Annotated in this window: 23 protein-coding genes; 11 read left to right on the forward strand and 12 right to left on the reverse strand. The window is 34.8% G+C overall.

The window, feature by feature from the left end:
• Positions 1-7 precede the first annotated feature (7 nt).
• The 11 genes from hisC to serS are packed head-to-tail and all read left to right on the forward strand — an operon-like array spanning position 8 to position 8,194.
• Complete coding sequence (gene hisC / locus D1867_RS02440; protein WP_155862655.1) at positions 8-1,123, forward strand: histidinol-phosphate transaminase; 1,116 nt, start codon at positions 8-10, stop codon at positions 1,121-1,123.
• Positions 1,095-1,961 (forward strand): ATP phosphoribosyltransferase, encoded by an 867-nt coding sequence (gene hisG, locus D1867_RS02445; RefSeq protein WP_155862656.1) that lies wholly within the window; start codon positions 1,095-1,097, stop codon positions 1,959-1,961. The genes hisC and hisG overlap by 29 nt, the downstream gene beginning before the upstream one ends.
• Positions 1,961-2,650, forward strand: coding sequence for a 1-(5-phosphoribosyl)-5-((5-phosphoribosylamino)methylideneamino)imidazole-4-carboxamide isomerase (hisA, locus tag D1867_RS02450; RefSeq protein WP_155862657.1), 690 nt, complete (start codon positions 1,961-1,963; stop codon positions 2,648-2,650). The genes hisG and hisA overlap by 1 nt, the downstream gene beginning before the upstream one ends.
• Positions 2,643-3,224 (forward strand): imidazoleglycerol-phosphate dehydratase, encoded by a 582-nt coding sequence (gene hisBd / locus D1867_RS02455; RefSeq protein WP_155862658.1) that lies wholly within the window; start codon positions 2,643-2,645, stop codon positions 3,222-3,224. The genes hisA and hisBd overlap by 8 nt, the downstream gene beginning before the upstream one ends.
• Entirely contained in the window at positions 3,221-3,976 is a 756-nt protein-coding gene (hisF, locus tag D1867_RS02460) for an imidazole glycerol phosphate synthase subunit HisF (RefSeq protein ID WP_155862659.1), read from the forward strand. The genes hisBd and hisF overlap by 4 nt, the downstream gene beginning before the upstream one ends.
• Complete coding sequence (hisD, locus tag D1867_RS02465; RefSeq protein ID WP_155862660.1) at positions 3,973-5,163, forward strand: histidinol dehydrogenase; 1,191 nt, start codon at positions 3,973-3,975, stop codon at positions 5,161-5,163. Before hisF ends, hisD begins: the two co-directional genes overlap by 4 nt.
• A complete protein-coding gene (gene hisE, locus D1867_RS02470) occupies positions 5,156-5,437 on the forward strand; it encodes a phosphoribosyl-ATP diphosphatase (RefSeq protein WP_155862661.1) in 282 nt (93 codons plus the stop codon). The genes hisD and hisE overlap by 8 nt, the downstream gene beginning before the upstream one ends.
• Positions 5,434-6,021, forward strand: coding sequence for an imidazole glycerol phosphate synthase subunit HisH (hisH, locus tag D1867_RS02475; RefSeq protein ID WP_155862662.1), 588 nt, complete (start codon positions 5,434-5,436; stop codon positions 6,019-6,021). Before hisE ends, hisH begins: the two co-directional genes overlap by 4 nt.
• A complete protein-coding gene (hisI, locus tag D1867_RS02480; RefSeq protein ID WP_338077936.1) occupies positions 6,006-6,383 on the forward strand; it encodes a phosphoribosyl-AMP cyclohydrolase in 378 nt (125 codons plus the stop codon). Before hisH ends, hisI begins: the two co-directional genes overlap by 16 nt.
• Before the next feature lie 32 nt (positions 6,384-6,415).
• On the forward strand, positions 6,416-6,802 hold the full coding sequence (locus D1867_RS02485; RefSeq protein WP_155862663.1) for a metal-sulfur cluster assembly factor: 387 nt from the start codon (positions 6,416-6,418) through the stop codon (positions 6,800-6,802).
• A 24-nt stretch (positions 6,803-6,826) separates the two neighbouring features.
• The gene (serS, locus tag D1867_RS02490; RefSeq protein WP_155862664.1) at positions 6,827-8,194 is read left to right on the forward strand and encodes a serine--tRNA ligase; all 1,368 of its coding nucleotides are present in this window, start codon (positions 6,827-6,829) and stop codon (positions 8,192-8,194) included.
• A gap of 9 nt (positions 8,195-8,203) precedes the next feature.
• Here serS and D1867_RS02495 read toward each other — a convergent pair whose 3' ends face one another.
• From D1867_RS02495 to pyrB, 12 genes are all read right to left on the reverse strand, one after another.
• The gene (locus D1867_RS02495) at positions 8,204-9,715 is read right to left on the reverse strand and encodes a B12-binding domain-containing radical SAM protein (protein ID WP_205737131.1); all 1,512 of its coding nucleotides are present in this window, start codon (positions 9,713-9,715) and stop codon (positions 8,204-8,206) included.
• Between the two features lie 8 nt (positions 9,716-9,723).
• Entirely contained in the window at positions 9,724-10,068 is a 345-nt protein-coding gene (locus D1867_RS02500) for a hypothetical protein (protein WP_155862665.1), read from the reverse strand.
• A gap of 92 nt (positions 10,069-10,160) precedes the next feature.
• Positions 10,161-10,463 carry an RPA12/RPB9/RPC11 RNA polymerase family protein gene (locus tag D1867_RS02505; RefSeq protein WP_155862666.1) on the reverse strand — a complete coding sequence of 101 codons (303 nt, stop codon included), beginning with the start codon at positions 10,461-10,463 and terminating at the stop codon, positions 10,161-10,163.
• A 67-nt stretch (positions 10,464-10,530) separates the two neighbouring features.
• The gene (locus D1867_RS02510) at positions 10,531-11,001 is read right to left on the reverse strand and encodes an Lrp/AsnC family transcriptional regulator (protein WP_013775937.1); all 471 of its coding nucleotides are present in this window, start codon (positions 10,999-11,001) and stop codon (positions 10,531-10,533) included.
• 58 nt (positions 11,002-11,059) lie between these two features.
• The gene (locus D1867_RS02515) at positions 11,060-11,668 is read right to left on the reverse strand and encodes a MarC family protein (protein ID WP_420809286.1); all 609 of its coding nucleotides are present in this window, start codon (positions 11,666-11,668) and stop codon (positions 11,060-11,062) included.
• On the reverse strand, positions 11,668-11,979 hold the full coding sequence (locus D1867_RS02520) for a hypothetical protein (protein WP_155862668.1): 312 nt from the start codon (positions 11,977-11,979) through the stop codon (positions 11,668-11,670). The genes D1867_RS02515 and D1867_RS02520 overlap by 1 nt, the downstream gene beginning before the upstream one ends.
• Entirely contained in the window at positions 11,951-12,250 is a 300-nt protein-coding gene (locus D1867_RS02525; protein WP_048054620.1) for a hypothetical protein, read from the reverse strand. Before D1867_RS02525 ends, D1867_RS02520 begins: the two co-directional genes overlap by 29 nt.
• Complete coding sequence (gene pyrD / locus D1867_RS02530) at positions 12,247-13,119, reverse strand: dihydroorotate dehydrogenase PyrD (protein ID WP_155862669.1); 873 nt, start codon at positions 13,117-13,119, stop codon at positions 12,247-12,249. The genes D1867_RS02525 and pyrD overlap by 4 nt, the downstream gene beginning before the upstream one ends.
• Positions 13,106-14,260, reverse strand: coding sequence for a dihydroorotase (gene pyrC, locus D1867_RS02535; protein ID WP_155862670.1), 1,155 nt, complete (start codon positions 14,258-14,260; stop codon positions 13,106-13,108). The genes pyrD and pyrC overlap by 14 nt, the downstream gene beginning before the upstream one ends.
• On the reverse strand, positions 14,250-14,834 hold the full coding sequence (locus tag D1867_RS02540) for a ferredoxin reductase domain-containing protein (protein ID WP_155862671.1): 585 nt from the start codon (positions 14,832-14,834) through the stop codon (positions 14,250-14,252). Before D1867_RS02540 ends, pyrC begins: the two co-directional genes overlap by 11 nt.
• Positions 14,831-15,298 carry an aspartate carbamoyltransferase regulatory subunit gene (pyrI, locus tag D1867_RS02545; protein ID WP_155862672.1) on the reverse strand — a complete coding sequence of 156 codons (468 nt, stop codon included), beginning with the start codon at positions 15,296-15,298 and terminating at the stop codon, positions 14,831-14,833. Before pyrI ends, D1867_RS02540 begins: the two co-directional genes overlap by 4 nt.
• On the reverse strand, positions 15,298-16,197 hold the full coding sequence (pyrB, locus tag D1867_RS02550) for an aspartate carbamoyltransferase (RefSeq protein ID WP_155862673.1): 900 nt from the start codon (positions 16,195-16,197) through the stop codon (positions 15,298-15,300). The genes pyrI and pyrB overlap by 1 nt, the downstream gene beginning before the upstream one ends.
• Positions 16,198-16,246: the final 49 nt, after the last annotated feature.

The raw sequence follows: 16,246 nt of genomic DNA on the forward strand, positions 1-16,246 counted from the left end.
TAATAATTTGTACAAAAAATTTTTAAATTTATTTCCACCTTTTTACCAAGGGTTTCGTATTGCACCAACCGAAATACCTAAATGGCTAAAGGAAGCTAAAGAATACGATTATAGTGATATAAAAGAAGGAATAAGACTTCATTTAAATGAATCTCCATATTCTCCACCCAATTTTATAATTCAAGAAGTGGAAAAGTACCTATCTCAAGGTAATAGATATCAACACCCAGATTTAACTTCTAGGTTTAAGGAATTAGCTGCAGAATATAATAAGGTAGAACCATCTAATATTTTCCCTACACCTGGAGGAGACGGAGCTTTAAGGGCTATTTTCTATAATTTCCTAAATCCTGGAGATACTGTAACTTACAATTTCCCATCATATAGTATGTATTCAGTTTACTCTGCAGTTCGTGGACTAAAGGTAAATAAAATAAACCTAGTAGAAGACGGAGATTGGTGGAAGGAAGATATAGATAAACTTCTAGATTTTGCTAAAAAGTCAAAATTAGTAGTAATAGACGATCCAAATAACCCTACTGGTTCGCCTATGTTAAAGGCTAATAAAGATTTGATATCCATACTCGCTGAGAGCATAAATGGGTTCCTAGTTTTAGACGAAGCGTATTATGAGTTCTCAGGTTATACTGCAGCTTCGTTAGTAAATGAATATCCAAACGTTATGATAGTGAGAACTTTAAGTAAAGCGTTCTCTTTAGCTTCTTATAGAGTTGGCTATCTTATCGCAAATAAAGAAGTAGTAGATGCTTTGACAAAAACTTCTACACCTTTTGACGTTGCTTTACCTTCATTAATAGCTGGAATAACTGCCTTAGAAAATCCATCTTATGCGAGAAAAATAGTAAACGAGATTACTGAGAACAGAGAATATCTATATTCATCTCTTAAAAAATTAGGTTTAAAGGTATACAAGTCTGTTACAAATTTCCTCTTTGTTAAGGATAATAGAGATTTATTAAATCCCTTAATGGAAAGAAAAATAGCTATTAGGAAACCAATTGATGGATTTTATAGAATAACTGTGGGAACTAGAGAACAATGTGAAATTTTAGTTAAAGCTCTGGGTGAGATTCTTGAAAGTGGCGATTCCAAACAAAGGTAGGCTTCAACAACCTACTTTACAATTTTTATCTCAAGTAGGAATTAAGCCGTTAGCTAGTGACGAAAGGGCATTAATGATACCTACGAGTTGGGATGGTGTTCAATTAGTTATGATGAGAACAGAGGATATACCTAATTTAGTCGAAGCAGGAGCTGCAGAAATAGGAATAACTGGTCACGATTACGTTACTGAATCTAAAGCTGACGTAGAGGAATTGATAAAGTTAGACTTTGGAAAAGCTAAGATAGTTTTAGCCGTTCCTCAAAGCTGGGACGTTGAGAATGTTGAGGATTTAAGGAGAAAAAGAAATGGCATAAGAATTGCTACCAAATACTATAATATAGCTAAAGAATATCTAAATAAAGTCGACATAGATGCAAAAATAGTAAAAATAAGTGGTGCAGCTGAAGTTATGCCTTCATTGGGTGCGGCAGACGCAATAATTGATGTAGTTAGCACTGGGACTACGTTAAAATTACATGGGTTAAAGCCTATCGATGAGATTCTCCAAACTTACGCTGTAGTTATTGGTAATAGATATTGGATGAAATCGGAGGAAGCAGAGAGAGTAAATCTAGTATTAACTATGATGAAAGGTGTAATTTCAGCTAGAGGTAGAAAGATGATATTCATGAACGTAGACGACAGTAAATTAGAAGATGTTATTTCGTCTTTACCTGCAATGCTATCGCCTGCTATATCTAGGCTAAGCAAAACTAATGCTTGGGAAGTAATAACAGTTGCAGAGGAGAGTCAATTACCAGAAGTTATAGCTAAAGCTAAGGCTGCAGGGGCTAGGGATATTGTAGTTGTAAATATAGAGAAGGTTGTTAAGTAATGTATGTAATACCCAGCATAGATATAAGTCAAGGAAAAGCTGTAAAAAGAGTAAGAGGAGTTAAAGGAACCGGAATCATAATAGGAGACCCAATAAAAGTTGCTGAGGAAATTTACTCTTTAGGTTATGATGCAGTCCATATTGTTGATCTTGACGCCGCAGAAAACTCAGGGAACAACGAGGATAAAATAGCTAGTATTGCAAGAATAGGTTTTAAAAGAATTGAAGTAGGTGGAGGTATAAGAAGTATTGAAAAGGCAAACAGAATATTATCACTAGGCATTACTGAAATTGTTGTTTCATCAATACTTTTCACGAATAAGGAAGAATTTGATAAAATGAGTGAATTACTAGGAGATAGACTATTTTTCTCAATAGACTATTGCGGAGGAAAAACCCTAATTAAAGGATGGAGAGAAGAGGCAAAAAGCGTAGACGAAACAATTTCTTTACTGAAAAATTATGATATTAAAGGAGTAATTTTTACTTATGTATGCAATGAAGGAACGAAGAAAGGAATTGACGAGAATATTTCAATATACTCTAGTAGAGTGAATAAACTTAAGGGATATGCGGGGGGTGTAAATAACATTAATGATCTTCTCAAGCTAAAGGAGAGTAAGATTGATTTTACAATAGTAGGAATGTCTTTTTACTCAGGAAATTTAAAGGGTGTGAAGTATGTCTAGATATGCCACAGTAAAGAGGGATACTAAAGAGACAGAAATAGAAGTTTACCTAGATATTGATACTCCAGGGAACGTAGAAGTTTCTACTCCCATACCTTTCTTTAATCATATGTTAAATTCAATGCTATTTCACATGAATTCTTCAGCGAAGATTTTTGCTAAAGATAAACAAAATTACGATGACCATCACATAGTTGAGGATACTGCAATAGTTTTAGGGGAAGCATTTAAGGAAGCTTTAGGTGATAAGAGAGGCATAAGGAGGTTCTTTAGCATATTTACTCCGATGGATGAAGCTCTAGTTTTGGTAGCAGTAGATATTTCTGGCAGGGGTATGGGAATAATAGATCTAGACCTTAAGAGAGAAGAAATAGGTGGCTTATCTATGGAGAACGTACCTCACTTTTTTAGGACATTTGCATATAATGCAGGAATAACGCTACATATAAGGAAATTTAGTGGGGAGAACGAACATCATATAGTAGAGGCTGCATTTAAAGGTTTAGGAATTTCGTTGTATGAAGCTTCTAGAATAGTTAATAATAGATTACCTACGACTAAGGGATTATTATGACTACAAAGAGAATTATTGCATGCTTAGATGTAAAAAACGGAAGAGTAGTAAAAGGAGTTAATTTCCTTAATCTTAAGGACAAGGGAGATCCGGTAGAATTAGCAGCTAAATATGAGGAAGAAGGTGCAGATGAAATAGTTTTCTTAGACATTTCTGCAACAATTGAAGGAAGGAGAACTTTACTTGATGTGGTAAGAAATACTGCTAGCGTTTTGTCAATACCTTTAACAGTAGGAGGAGGAATAAGAAGCTTAGAAGACGTTTCAAGAATACTGTCTTCTGGTGCAGACAAGGTTAGTATAAATACAGCCGCTGTAGAAAATAAGCAAATAATTACTCAAGCCTCTGAAGAATTTGGTGCACAAGCAGTAGTTGTAGCAATTGATGCTAAAATTGAAGGAAATTCTTGGATTGTTTACACAAAATCTGGAACTTTCAGGACGGGGTTAGAAGCAGTTAATTGGGCTAAAGAAGTAGAAAGTTTAGGTGCAGGAGAAATACTCTTGACCAGCATTGATAAAGATGGTACAAGGTCAGGATATGATATTAAATTAACTAGAGCTATAGCAGAAGCAGTGAATATTCCAGTAATAGCTAGCGGTGGAGCAGGCAAACCAGAGCATTTTTTTGAAGTTTTAACAGAAGGAAAAGCGGATGCTGCTTTAGCAGCAGGTGTTTTTCATGACGGAATTATTAGAATCAAGGATTTAAAGTATTATTTAAAAACCAAGGGAGTTGATGTGAGGATATGATAATAAAAGGTCTTCCTAAAAGTAGGCCTATAAGTTTTGATCAAGTTCTGGACAAGGTAAGCGAGATTGTAGAGAAAGTAAAAAAAGAAGGAGACAAAGCCTTGATTGAATTTACTGAAAAATTCGACGGAGTAAAGCTTGATAATATAAAAGTTACAAGGGAAGAGATTCACGCCTCGGCTTCGTTACTCTCTGAAGACATTAAGAAAGCAATAGATGTAGTCTCAGAACAAATAAAGGAATTTCACACTTCAATAAAGCCTCCTCAAATAGGCGGTGGAAAAAGTGGAGTTGACTTTGGGATAATTTGGACTCCGTTAGAAAGGGTAGGAATTTATGTGCCGGGCGGGAAAAAGCTTTATCCATCAACGCTACTAATGGCAGGAATACCTGCAATAGTTGCTGGAGTTGAAGAACTTTATGTTGCAACACCTACTAAAGGTAAAATTGATCCTGCAATTGCATATATTGCAGAAAAACTTAATGTAAAGGAAATATACAAAATTGGTGGAGCACAAGCTATTGCTGCATTGGCTTACGGAACGGAAAGCGTTAAGAAAGTAGATAAGATAGTCGGACCTGGAAACGTTTATGTTCAAGCAGCAAAATACATTGTAAGCAAGGATGTAGGAATAGATGGAATAGAAGGTCCTACAGAGTTAGTTATTGTTGCTGATGATTCAGCTGATTCTGAGCAAATTTACCTTGATTTACTTGCTCAAGGAGAGCATGGAAATTCCACATTGTTAGTCCTAATTTCTACTTCTGATAGAGTATTGAGAGAAGTAGAGGAAAAAGTTTCTAGTTCTGACCTAACTTTTTATTTAGTTAAAGCAAGAGATCTTGAAGAAGCAATAACTTATGCAAACTCTATAGCTCCAGAACACCTTTCTTTGCAAGTTTCTTCTCCACGAGAAGCCCTAAAAATGGTTAGAAATGCAGGTGCAGTGACTTTGGGTAGAACTCCTCCTGCAATTATCGACTATAGTGCTGGACCAGATCATATTTTACCGACTAATAGTTGGGCTAAATTCAAAGGAGGGCTAACAGTATACGATTTCCTTAAGCCTATCTCTTTTGCTCAAGCTAATAATCCAGATAGAGAGTTAATCAATGCGGCAATTACTTTAGCAAGGTATGAAGGATTCGAAATTCACTCTAAAAGTATAGGTGAGAGATATGTCTGAAGTTTTAGATAAATTATATGAAATAATACTTCAGAGGTTAGAGAAAATGCCGGAAAATAGTTATACTGCTGAACTTGCTAAAAAAGGAAAAGGATATATAGCAAGAAAGGTTGGAGAAGAGGCGGTAGAAACAATTGTTGCTTCACTATATGAGGGAAGAGATAGGTTCATCTCTGAAGCAGCGGATTTAATGTATCATCTCTGGGTTCTTATGGCTGTTGAAGGAGTTAAACCAGAAGAATTATATTCTGAATTAAGGAGGAGGATGAAATGAAGGCTCTAGTTGTTAATTATGGGGTAGGTAATCTATTTAGTATCTCTTCAGGATTAGAGAGAGCTGGATTCGAAGTTGAAATAAGTAAGGAAATTAAGGATGCAGATCTAATAGTATTTCCTGGAGTTGGGGCATTTTCTGCAGTATCAAAGTTCATTCAGATTAACTTGGATAAAATAAATGATCTTAGGAAATCTGGAGTTCATTTTCTTGGAGTTTGCTTAGGTCTTCAAATAATGTTTGAAAAAGGAACTGAAGGTGGTAAAAGTAAAGGTTTAGGATGGTTTAGAGGCACTGTAGATAAGATTCATGCTAATGTAAAACTTCCGCATATAGGCTGGGATAAAATTTACGTATCTGGGGATTGTGAGCTAACTGAAGGACTTGACGGAAAATATGCATATTACGTTCATAGTTATGTTGCTTATACTAATGATCATGTGGTAATGAAGTCCAGCTACGGAATAGAGTATCCTGCAATGGTTTGTAAGGAAAATGTTGTAGGTACACAGTTTCATCCAGAAAAGAGCAGTGAAACTGGGAGAGTATTTTTTGAGAACTTAAAGAGGTGGATGTCACGCTAAAACTTTCAGAAGATGAGGCTAAAAAGATAATTGAGAAACTTAATTTTAGACATGAATATGATACAATAATTGCAATTCTTCAACATTATAAGACTAAAGACGTCCTTATGGTAGGTAATATGAATAAAGAAGCAGTTTTTAAAACTTTAACAACAGGAATGGCACACTTTTGGTCTTTAAGCAGGAAAAGACTTTGGTTAAAAGGAGAAACCAGCAAGCACTTTCAATTAATCGAAGATTTTTACGTTGATTGTGACGAGGACGCAATAGTATTTCTTGTAAATCCATTAGGTCCAACTTGCCATACTGGAAATTATACGTGTTTTTATAGAAATTATAGAAGTTTTATAGCTAAGTATTAAATTCTCTGTCTACTAAGGTATATCTGGTAAAAATGTCACAAATTAACAAGGAAGAATGGAAGCAAAAAATTATGGAAGCTTTAACGCAAGTTTTTGATCCGGAAATTCCAGTAGATATAGTAAACTTAGGCTTGATATACGATTTGCAAATTTCTGATGAAGGAGATGTTTACATAAAGTTAGGCTTAACCGCTCCGGGTTGTCCAGTTGTTGATGATCTAGTATATACTGTAGAACAAGTAATAAAGGAGACTGTTCCAGCTAAGAAAGTTGACGTTGACATAGACTTAGAGACTCCGTGGAGTCCATTAAGAATGACGCCTGAAGGTAGAGAAAAATTCAAGAAATTATATGGTTATGATATAGTGGAAATGTGGGTACAAACGTACGGCTTGCCGACTCAAGAACAGAAGTCATAAAATCTCCAAATTTTGTTTTCTATTATGTCTTGGAGTTTACTTGAGCTCATTAGAAATAATCCAGATGAGCTAATAGATTCTCTAAAGAAAAGGAACATGGACGCTTCTTTAGCGTTAAAAGCTGTAGAATTGGATAAAAAATGGAGGAGCATTTTACAAGAAGTCGAGAAACTTAGGCATCAGCATAATGAGATTAATTCTCAGATACCTAAGTTAAAGCCGGAAGAAAGGAAGGCTAAAATAGAAGAGGCAAAAAAACTTTTACAAGTACTTGAGGCTAAGGAAAAAGAGCTAAAAGAAATTGAGGAGCAAAGGGATGAGATTTTAAGATCTTTGCCTAATATAATAAGTCCAGATGTTCCAGTAGGTCCAGACGATACTTATAATGTTCCTATAAAGTTCTGGGGTAAATTCAAAGTTTATGAGAAGGATTTAGAGGAGTTTAAGAAGCAACTCAATGGTGCTCAAGTGGAATATGAGATTATAAATTGGAAGCCTGTAGGACATGCAGATATGTTAGAGAACGTATTAAAGTTAGGCAATACTGAGAAAGCATCTCAAGTAGCGGGCTCCAGATTTTATTATTTATTTGACGATTTAGTTTGGTTAGATTTTGCACTTTTACTTTACGCAATAGATACAATGACATCTAAAGGCTATAGGCTAGTTTTACCACCTTATATGCTTAGAGGAGAAGTAATTCATGCAGTAATTGATTTGGATACATTTAAAGATGCAATATATAAAATAGAGAACGACGACTTGTACTTAATAGCTACCGCAGAGCATCCGTTAGCCGCATTATATTATAAGGAAGACATTGAGAAGGAAGAATTGCCAATAAAACTTGTTGGAATAAGTCCAGCTTTCAGGAGAGAGGCAGGTGCGGCTAATAAAGATCTTAAAGGTATATTTAGGGTTCATCAATTCCATAAAGTCGAGCAGTTCATTTTCTCTTTACCGGAAGACAGTTGGAAATACCATCAAGAACTATTAAGCAATGCAGAAGAAATATTTCAAGGATTAGGTATTCCTTATAGAATCGTTAACATAGCTTCGGGAGATTTAGGTGCTTGTGCAGCAAAGAAATACGACTTAGAAGCCTGGATGCCTGCTCAAGCAAAATTTAGGGAAATGGTAAGTTGTAGCAATTGTACCGATTGGCAGGCCTTTAGGATGAAAATCAGATATGTCGATAGGAAGAATAATAAGAAAGGATACGTTCACACTCTCAATAGTACCGCAGTGGCAAGTACTAGGACAATTACAGCAATTCTTGAGAATTTCCAGAACGAAGATGGAACTGTAGAAATACCTAAAGTGCTAAGAAAATATCTGGAACCTTTTAAGGCAGCACCAAAGGATTACATTTATCCAAGGAAGAAAAAGTGAAAGTTCTTTTCATTTCCTCAATTTAGACTCTAGCATTGATTCTACTTGTTTCATCTTTCTCTTAGCTATTGCTAAGAACAACTTTAATGTGAGTTTTACAGGATAGTATAAAGGTCCTTTCATGTAGAACTTGTTTATTATATCCTCAGCCCAGTATACATCGTGCCAGAACACTTTCTTATAAAGTTCTATGTGTGCATCGTTTAGTTTTACTCTCGTGAACCAATCTTTATTCTTAAAATATCCCATTGGTACAAAGAACATTGGGACTAATATGCTTCTATAAGATCTTAGATTATCCACAAGCTCTATTGTTCTATATACATCATCTTCGGTCTCTTCTGGTAAGCCTACAATCATTGTACCTGCGGGTATTATATGATTTTCATGCATTATTTTGAACGCTTCCTCAACGGTTTCTGGGTAGCTTTCTGGCTTATACGGTGCGGATTTTGCAGGCATTATCTCTTTTGCTAATCTAACTGATCCAGTTTCAATTCCTACTTCTACGCCTAAATAATTCTGATTCCCATCTTGGTAAACTATTTCCATTAACTTTGAAACAAGGCCGTATTTTTCTTCAGAATATCTAATTGCTGCAAGACTGGCATGGCTCCAAGCAATAGTTTTATAGTACTTTTTAACTAGCTGATGTAATTTTATTAGTGGTTCTGGTTTTGGTAATATTCCTACTGCTCCGTAAAATAGTACATCATCACTGTGGATTACGCCGTGTTTTATTCCAGCTTTAACGTTAACTTGCAATTCCCTTTCTATTTTATCTAAAGGATAGTAACGAGTTGGCCTTAATGTTACAGAACAGAACCTACAAGATCTTGCGCATCCTCTCATTATTTCTATTAATCCGTTGACGCTTCCACCTTTGATATCTGGAATATCTTCAATGGATGGAACATCATCTCCGCTAACATATACGTACTTTGGTAGTTCTTCTCCATCAAGTATCATTTGGGCCAATTTTACAATGACTTTCTCTCCTTCTCCATCAACTAAAGTGTCAACTCCAAGCTTTTCTATCATATCTTCTCTCCATAACCACTGCCAAGTAGAAGGACCGCCTACAAGTATTTTCATTCCATGTTTTTTTCCTTCAGCAATTTCTGGTCTGTTAATCAGTTCTTGAAAGCTTTTGTAATTTACTGGCTCCTTTTTAGTTATTCCCCACCAAGTTGAAGATGGAGGTCCAAACGCAAAATAATCGTGGTGAGAGAAGAGTAAAGCCTTTGCTGTTGGCGTGTATTTTCCAATGTAATCTGGGTCTATAATTGCTGCATTAAAACCTTCATCTATTAACTTAGCCTCAATTTTCCTCATTCCGTAAGGTGCTTCTATAGGCCTTCCATATTCATCAACTTTAACCTTTGGGCAGGCCAACCATTTCCAGACTTTTTCTGGAATTCCTATCGCAGGCCCAGTACCTAAGAAGCCTAGGAATTCCTTATGATGATGGTTAGTCATTAAGCAACGGTCTGTGGTAATTATGAAATCGTAATTAGGCATTTAGTCACCTATTGCTGTTGTTGTTCTTCCTTCTTTTTAGCTTCTCCTTCTTGTTTTTTCTCTTCTTTAGTTTCTACTTTTTGCTGCTCTTTCTTTTCAACTACTTTAGGAACTTTTACATAGATGCCTAATTTATTTAAATATTTCGCTACTTCTACTGGAAGTTCTTCTTCTTTTATTTTTTTAGCCTTATCTACGTCGGGAGTCCATTCTTTTTCTTCATTTATACTATATTTTCTATTTTGATAAATGGAATAAATTTTTTCTCCTTTTTCAGTTTTTAGTTCTTCTATAATAATTTGCATATTTTTTAAATCAAGGAGATATAGGTTAGGAACTTCAGAGATTTTCATACTTTATAAAATGTAGGGGATTTAATTAAAATGTTTACGGTGTTAAAGATGTTACTAATGAAATACCAAAAATAAATATGAAATTAATTCAGTTAGTCCTCATCGTTTTCTTCAGAGCCCTCAAATTCATCCCTCAATAGTTCTAATCCTATTTCTTTGTAATACTCTTCCCTTTCTTGTTCCCATTCTTCTTCGTCTCTCTTCCTGCCTTCTTTTTCGCTAACTATTGATGTAGTAAGTACTTTGTTATTCTTTGCGGTCTCTTTAATTTCGTAAGCTTTTTTATCCTTTGTACTCATTTCTTTTTCGTAGCCACACTTTTTGCACTTTAGCACTTCTTTGCCGTCCTTCTTTACGGGTACCATTACTCCTCCACATTTAGGACAGAACTGCATATTTAAGACACCATATAGATATATGAGGACGTCATATAGTATATAAGGCTTTTGCACATGAAAAAGTCTAAATTTTTACTCTAGGATCTTCTTTAACAACATTCAAAACTATACTTGTATAAGTTCTTTCCACTTTAGGATTTTTGAGTAACTGTTTTAAAAACGCATCAAGGTCTTCTACACTCCTAAATTTAGCTATTAATACTACGTCATATTCTCCTACAACATCATAAACTGCCACTACGTTATCTGCATTTGCTACTTCTCTCTCAAATTCAACAAGGTGTTTTCCGTCAACTTTTGCCATGATTACTGCAGATAGTGTGTAGCCTAGTTTTGAATAATCAATGAGTGCAGTGAAACCTTTTATTATACCTTCTTGTACTAATCTGGTTAATCTATTATGCAAAGTTGCAGGCGATACGTTCATCTCTTCTGAAAGTCTTCTCAAGCTACTTCTTGCATCTCTTAATAACTCTATTAATAACCTTCTATCAATTGTATCCATATCCACTTTCTTTTTTACACTATCAGACATACACTTCATAAAGCAATCGTAACTCGGATTAAAAAATTTTCATTTTGAATAGGAATCTTCACACCAAGTTAATCTGAGATATGCCTTGTAAAATTAGCTGAACTCCAAAGGCTGCAATAATAATTGCGGTAAATCTTCCTGCAGCTACTGTACCGGTTCTTCCAAGAATCTTTACGAGTAAAGGGCCAAGTCTTAATACTAAGTAAGTTATACCTGATGCTATTAAACTTCCTATTAAGAGGTAATATACTGGAAAAGAAACTGATAGGGTAACGAGTGCTGCCATTGTTCCTGGTCCTACTATTAATGGTGTAGCAATTGGAGTTACTGCAGCTTCTACTATACTTCTGCCTAAGAATTTTAATTGCTGAAAGCCACCCATAGTATCGATACCTAAGTAAACTAAAATTATTCCGCCACCTATTTCTAGAGAAGCTGGAGTTAAACCTAAGAAATCTAAAAAAGCTTTTCCTATTAGTGAAAAAAATACTAGAAGTATGATAACGGCCAGCTCTACTTTATTTATTAAGTAATTCCAGCTAACCTTTGTATCGGAGCTCTGTGAATACTCTTCAAATATTGCTAAAAGATATGGAATAATTGAAAAAGGATCCATTATTGCAAAAAGTTTTATTGCAATTATTACTGTTTGATATAGTTCCATAATTATTCAAGTGTGCTTAAAATATCTTTGAGATTTTTAATCTTTTCATTTTCATCTTTAGTGGTCAATGCTATTAACATTTTTCCTAAAATTTTATAAATCCTCGAAATTTCTTCCTTGCATGTCTCTGAAGAATCTTCTAACTCTTTTGATTTACTTTCTAGGCTTTGCAATCTAATGTAAAGCTCTCCTAGCACTTCTTCAATACTCTGGCCTTCTTCTTCATGATGATGGTGATGCTCTGACTCTATTTCTTGTTGAATTTCCTCTAAATCTTCATCAGTTTTAGGAAGTTTGTCTATCCTCAGTTTCATCTTCTCCCTCCGTATCTACATTTCCTACAGTCTTTTCATTAGTTATAATATATTTACCTATCCCCATTCTTAAATAATGCTTTATTACAATAGATATTTTACCTGCCGCTCTTACTGGTATGCATTCTGATTCAACTTCATCTCCATCAGTAGTTTTTACTACAACCTTAGCTAGAGTTTTTTTATCATCACAAAATTCCACGTTTACTGACTCAACCTTGCCTAAAAACGCTAAACCTTCTAAATCTCTACCTTTCATTACAGCTCTCATTTTTTCACTGCAATAGCAAATATATCTTCAAGCTTTAATCCCTTTTCATCTAGATAGCTCATTAAGTCCTTTCTAATTTCTCCTATTACATCAAAGCCCTTATCTAATATTACACTACCCAAACCAACAAGTTTAGCTCCTACACTTAACATGCCTAAAACTTCCCTAAACGTAAATACCCCTCCCACCCCTATGATGTCAGGTTCGTATTCTCTATATAAATCTCTGATTATCCTTAAGGCAAGAGGATAAATGCATTTACCAGAAATCCCTCCAGTGCCGTAAGATAAAACTGGCTTAAATTCCTCTGTATCAATCATTAACCCTTTTAGTGTATTTATTGCAGTTATTCCATCTGCGCCTGCCTCTAAAGCTTTTCCTGCAATTTCCAAGGCATTATCCCATGGCCCAATCTTGACGAAAACCGGTTTTTTAACGTGAGACTTTACTTCCTTTACAATTTCATGAACTATTGAAGAAATTGACTCACCATATCCTTTTCTGTTTGGGCTGCTTACGTTAATCTCGATGATATCTGCCTTATTCTCCGCAATTTCTGCAGAATATATTATTTGCTCCACGTCATTTCCTCCTATACTTACGAATAGCCTGCATTTCTTGAGATTAATTTTTTCCACTATACCTATTCCAGGATTTCCTAAACCTATAGCATTCATATAGCAACCATCATGAAATTTTATTACAGTAGGAGGTTTATGAGGCTCTAAAGGGGTTAAGGTTAAAGTCTTTGTAGTTATTGCAGTCGGTTTATAATTTTCGCATATTCTCATCATTACTTCTGGAACATCCGGAATTATACCAGAAGCTATAATTAGTGGGTCTTTAAAATCAAGGTTAGCTATTCTCAAATAAGTTCATCCCCCTTATTGGGTAAACCTCGTAACCGTCATAAGCTACTTTTCCTTCAATTATGGTCATGTAAATTGATACATCTAGGGAATACTCATCAAATGGTGTTTCCACAACTTTTGAATATTGAGTGTGATACCTCCAATCCTTATCAAAATCTATTACTGTAAAGTCTGCTACGTTACCTTCTTTTATTTCTCCAGCGTTAATTCCAAGTATTTTTGCTGGATTTCTCGATACTAAATCTACAGCTCTAGTAAGAGATAATATTCCCTTCTTTACTAGGGAATAAATAAAAGGCGTAGTAAAAGAAACTGCGGCGATTCCAGGGGGACATAATTCATAAGGTTGCATTTTCTCTTGTAACGTATGAGGAGCGTGATCACTGGCTACTGCGTCTGCCTCAAATAATGCTTTGATCAATTTTCTACGTTCTGTAAGATCTCTTATTGGCGGATTAACTTTGGTGAGGCAATTTCCCCTTATTTCATCAAGAAGTAAGTGATGAGGAGTGAAATCTGTTGTAAAGCCTAACTCTTTAGCCTTTATCAAGGTCTCATAATTTGTTATATGCGTTATATGGAATCTTCCATAGATTAAATTAAGTGACGCTATTTCTTGCCACATTTCTCTTAAGTCTCTAAATTGTTTGATAGATAATGGCAATTCTGGATGCAATATCTTTAACTTTTTAGAGGATAAAACGAACTGTAATTCTGGTTTTTCTAGATCTTCTGGAAAGACCTTATAGCCAGCAATAGGCAGTTTATCAACTCGTTCGTCAGATGTTACTCCAGAATAAATCCCATAATCCGTCCTGGAAAAATTGGCAAATTCTCTAAGTCTTTCTTGTACTCTTTCAGCGGTATTTATGTAGGGCACGGTATTTGGCATATCTACTATAACAGTTACACCACCGTAGGCAGCTTCCGAGGTAGCAGTCCTTACATTTTCCTTATATGATAAATTCATTCCTCTAACATGAACGTGCATGTCTATCGATCCTGGAAAGATTATTTTTCCCTGTGGAACGTCAATATCCGGTTTGCAATCCTTTCTAATTTCCTTAATTTTTCTATCAAAGTTTACACATCCATCAATTACTTCATTATTAAAGAAAATTTTGCCCCTAATCCACAAGGTCTTTCACCTTCATAAATGGTCCTTCAATGCATGGTAAATGTCCGTTAATATTACAAACTCCGCATACTCCCATATTACAATTCATTTTTACCCATCTAACATAAACGTAAGCTTCTCGAGGTAAGTATTTTATTTCCTTATAATCTATTGCCGCTAAAATTGTATCAAAATCCTCATCCCTTGATGGCTCTTCAAACTCACTTTCGCAATCCTTGCAAAGAACCTTTACTTCTTTCCCTTGTCTTTTTGCTTGTCTTAAAGGGAAGAGCAAATCGTAATATAAATTACCTTCAGCTATGCCCAAGATTCTTCTTCCCAGATCTATTCTTTTCCCTAAAGGCCCTTTTAATATAACGAATTTTTTATTACGAATTTTGTTCACAATTTTTTCAGATTCAATAAAAAGTGTAAGCACGTCTTCGTAATAATCTCCTATACCTAAAGGTATCTCATTTTCTGATGGTAATACAAGAGAAACATATTGCCCTGGTAAAGGATTAAAATGCACTTCCATAGAAACTTCAAAAATCGTCTTTTTTTCCTTTATTTGTAAAATTTTTCCGTAAATCATAGTAAGATTTGCCTCAATACTTCGTCTTCAGTTAATGTCGTTTCACAATAGTCACATTTTAAAACTAAGGGTGACTTGCTAATTACGATAAACCTCGACCTTGCCTCCACGTCATTATTAGTAATACAAGCAGGATTAGGGCATTTTAATATTCCTTCGATTTTTTCTGGCAAATTCAATTTTCTCTTTTCTACCACTTCATAATTTCTTATAATATTAATAGTAGCGGATGGAGCTATTAATGCAATTAACTCCACCTCTCTTTGATTTAATTCCCTTTCTTCTATCTTTACAATATCTTTTTTGCCTATTTTACTACTTTCAACGTTCATTACTAGTGCAACTCTATTTCCTTCATTGCCTTTTATTCCCAAGATATTGAGGACAGCTAGAGCTCTCCCTGCGGGAATATGATCTATTACTGTACCATTTTTTATTTTACTTACTATTAATCCATTTTTCATTACCACTCACCACTCAAAATTTTATAGAGTAATGACATCCTTATTGGAACCCCTAAGGAGGCTTGGTAAAAATACTTAGCTTGAGGTTTACTATCAATTCTTCTATCAATCTCATTTACTCTAGGCAATGGATGAAGAATTATTGAGTCTTTTTTCATTTGGTTTACTAAATTTTCGTCAACAGTGTAGCTTTCTTTAACTTTCTCGTATTCCATTTCGTCAGGAAATCTTTCTTTCTGTATTCTTGTTACGTAAAGTACATCAATTTCTGAGATTACCTCAGAAGGTGAGTCTATTTCTTTATAAGGGTAATTAAGTTCTGAAAGAATTTCTTTTCTAGCTTTTAAAGGTTCTGGCGAAATTAAGTAAACGAATCTCGGCTTAAATCTTGTTAGACCTCTGAGTAAGCTGTTAACAGTTCTAGCATATTTTAAATCACCTAAAATTCCATAAGTCAAATTATCTGGACTGCCAAACGATTTATACACTGTATAAATATCTATAAGCGTTTGAGTCGGATGTTCATGCTTACCGTCTCCAGCATTTATTATTGGCTTATTACTTATTTCTGAAGCAAACTTTGCCGCTCCGTCAAATTTATGTCTTATTATTATACAATCAGAGTAATTTTCGAGCATTCTAATGGTATCTGCAAAGTTTTCTCCTTTAGCTTCTGAAATGCCTTCTGTTGATGAAAAGCCTATAGTTTTTGCTCCTAGCTTTAGTGCAGCAGTAGTAAAGCTTAAGTGTGTTCTAGTGCTTGGCTCGAAAAAAGCTGTTGCAACTACTTTCTCTTCTTGTAATTTTAACTTTTTACCTTTTTCAACTTCATCTGCAAGTGAGAATATTGTAAGAAAATCTTCTTTAGAAAAATCCAAGGATGAAATTATATCCCTCAAATAATGCCCTTAATCTTCATATGCGAAAATTGTATTTAAACTCTTTTCC

This window comes from Acidianus infernus (assembly GCF_009729545.1).
In the GTDB taxonomy this organism is placed as follows: domain Archaea; phylum Thermoproteota; class Thermoprotei_A; order Sulfolobales; family Sulfolobaceae; genus Acidianus; species Acidianus infernus.

Bases quoted from the DNA above. Each gene is read 5' to 3' on its own strand.
- D1867_RS02485 (WP_155862663.1), top strand. From the start codon at position 6,416: ATGTCACAAATTAACAAGGAAGAATGGAAGCAAAAAATTATGGAAGCT.
- D1867_RS02495 (WP_205737131.1), bottom strand. From the start codon at position 9,715: ATGCCTAATTACGATTTCATAATTACCACAGACCGTTGCTTAATGACT.
- D1867_RS02510 (WP_013775937.1), bottom strand. From the start codon at position 11,001: ATGTCTGATAGTGTAAAAAAGAAAGTGGATATGGATACAATTGATAGA.
- hisE (WP_155862661.1), top strand. From the start codon at position 5,156: ATGTCTGAAGTTTTAGATAAATTATATGAAATAATACTTCAGAGGTTA.
- hisH (WP_155862662.1), top strand. From the start codon at position 5,434: ATGAAGGCTCTAGTTGTTAATTATGGGGTAGGTAATCTATTTAGTATC.
- hisD (WP_155862660.1), top strand. From the start codon at position 3,973: ATGATAATAAAAGGTCTTCCTAAAAGTAGGCCTATAAGTTTTGATCAA.
- D1867_RS02540 (WP_155862671.1), bottom strand. From the start codon at position 14,834: ATGATTTACGGAAAAATTTTACAAATAAAGGAAAAAAAGACGATTTTT.
- D1867_RS02520 (WP_155862668.1), bottom strand. From the start codon at position 11,979: ATGAAACTGAGGATAGACAAACTTCCTAAAACTGATGAAGATTTAGAG.
- hisF (WP_155862659.1), top strand. From the start codon at position 3,221: ATGACTACAAAGAGAATTATTGCATGCTTAGATGTAAAAAACGGAAGA.
- D1867_RS02500 (WP_155862665.1), bottom strand. From the start codon at position 10,068: ATGAAAATCTCTGAAGTTCCTAACCTATATCTCCTTGATTTAAAAAAT.
- serS (WP_155862664.1), top strand. From the start codon at position 6,827: ATGTCTTGGAGTTTACTTGAGCTCATTAGAAATAATCCAGATGAGCTA.
- D1867_RS02525 (WP_048054620.1), bottom strand. From the start codon at position 12,250: ATGAGAGCTGTAATGAAAGGTAGAGATTTAGAAGGTTTAGCGTTTTTA.
- pyrI (WP_155862672.1), bottom strand. From the start codon at position 15,298: ATGAAAAATGGATTAATAGTAAGTAAAATAAAAAATGGTACAGTAATA.
- hisA (WP_155862657.1), top strand. From the start codon at position 1,961: ATGTATGTAATACCCAGCATAGATATAAGTCAAGGAAAAGCTGTAAAA.
- hisBd (WP_155862658.1), top strand. From the start codon at position 2,643: ATGTCTAGATATGCCACAGTAAAGAGGGATACTAAAGAGACAGAAATA.
- D1867_RS02505 (WP_155862666.1), bottom strand. From the start codon at position 10,463: ATGCAGTTCTGTCCTAAATGTGGAGGAGTAATGGTACCCGTAAAGAAG.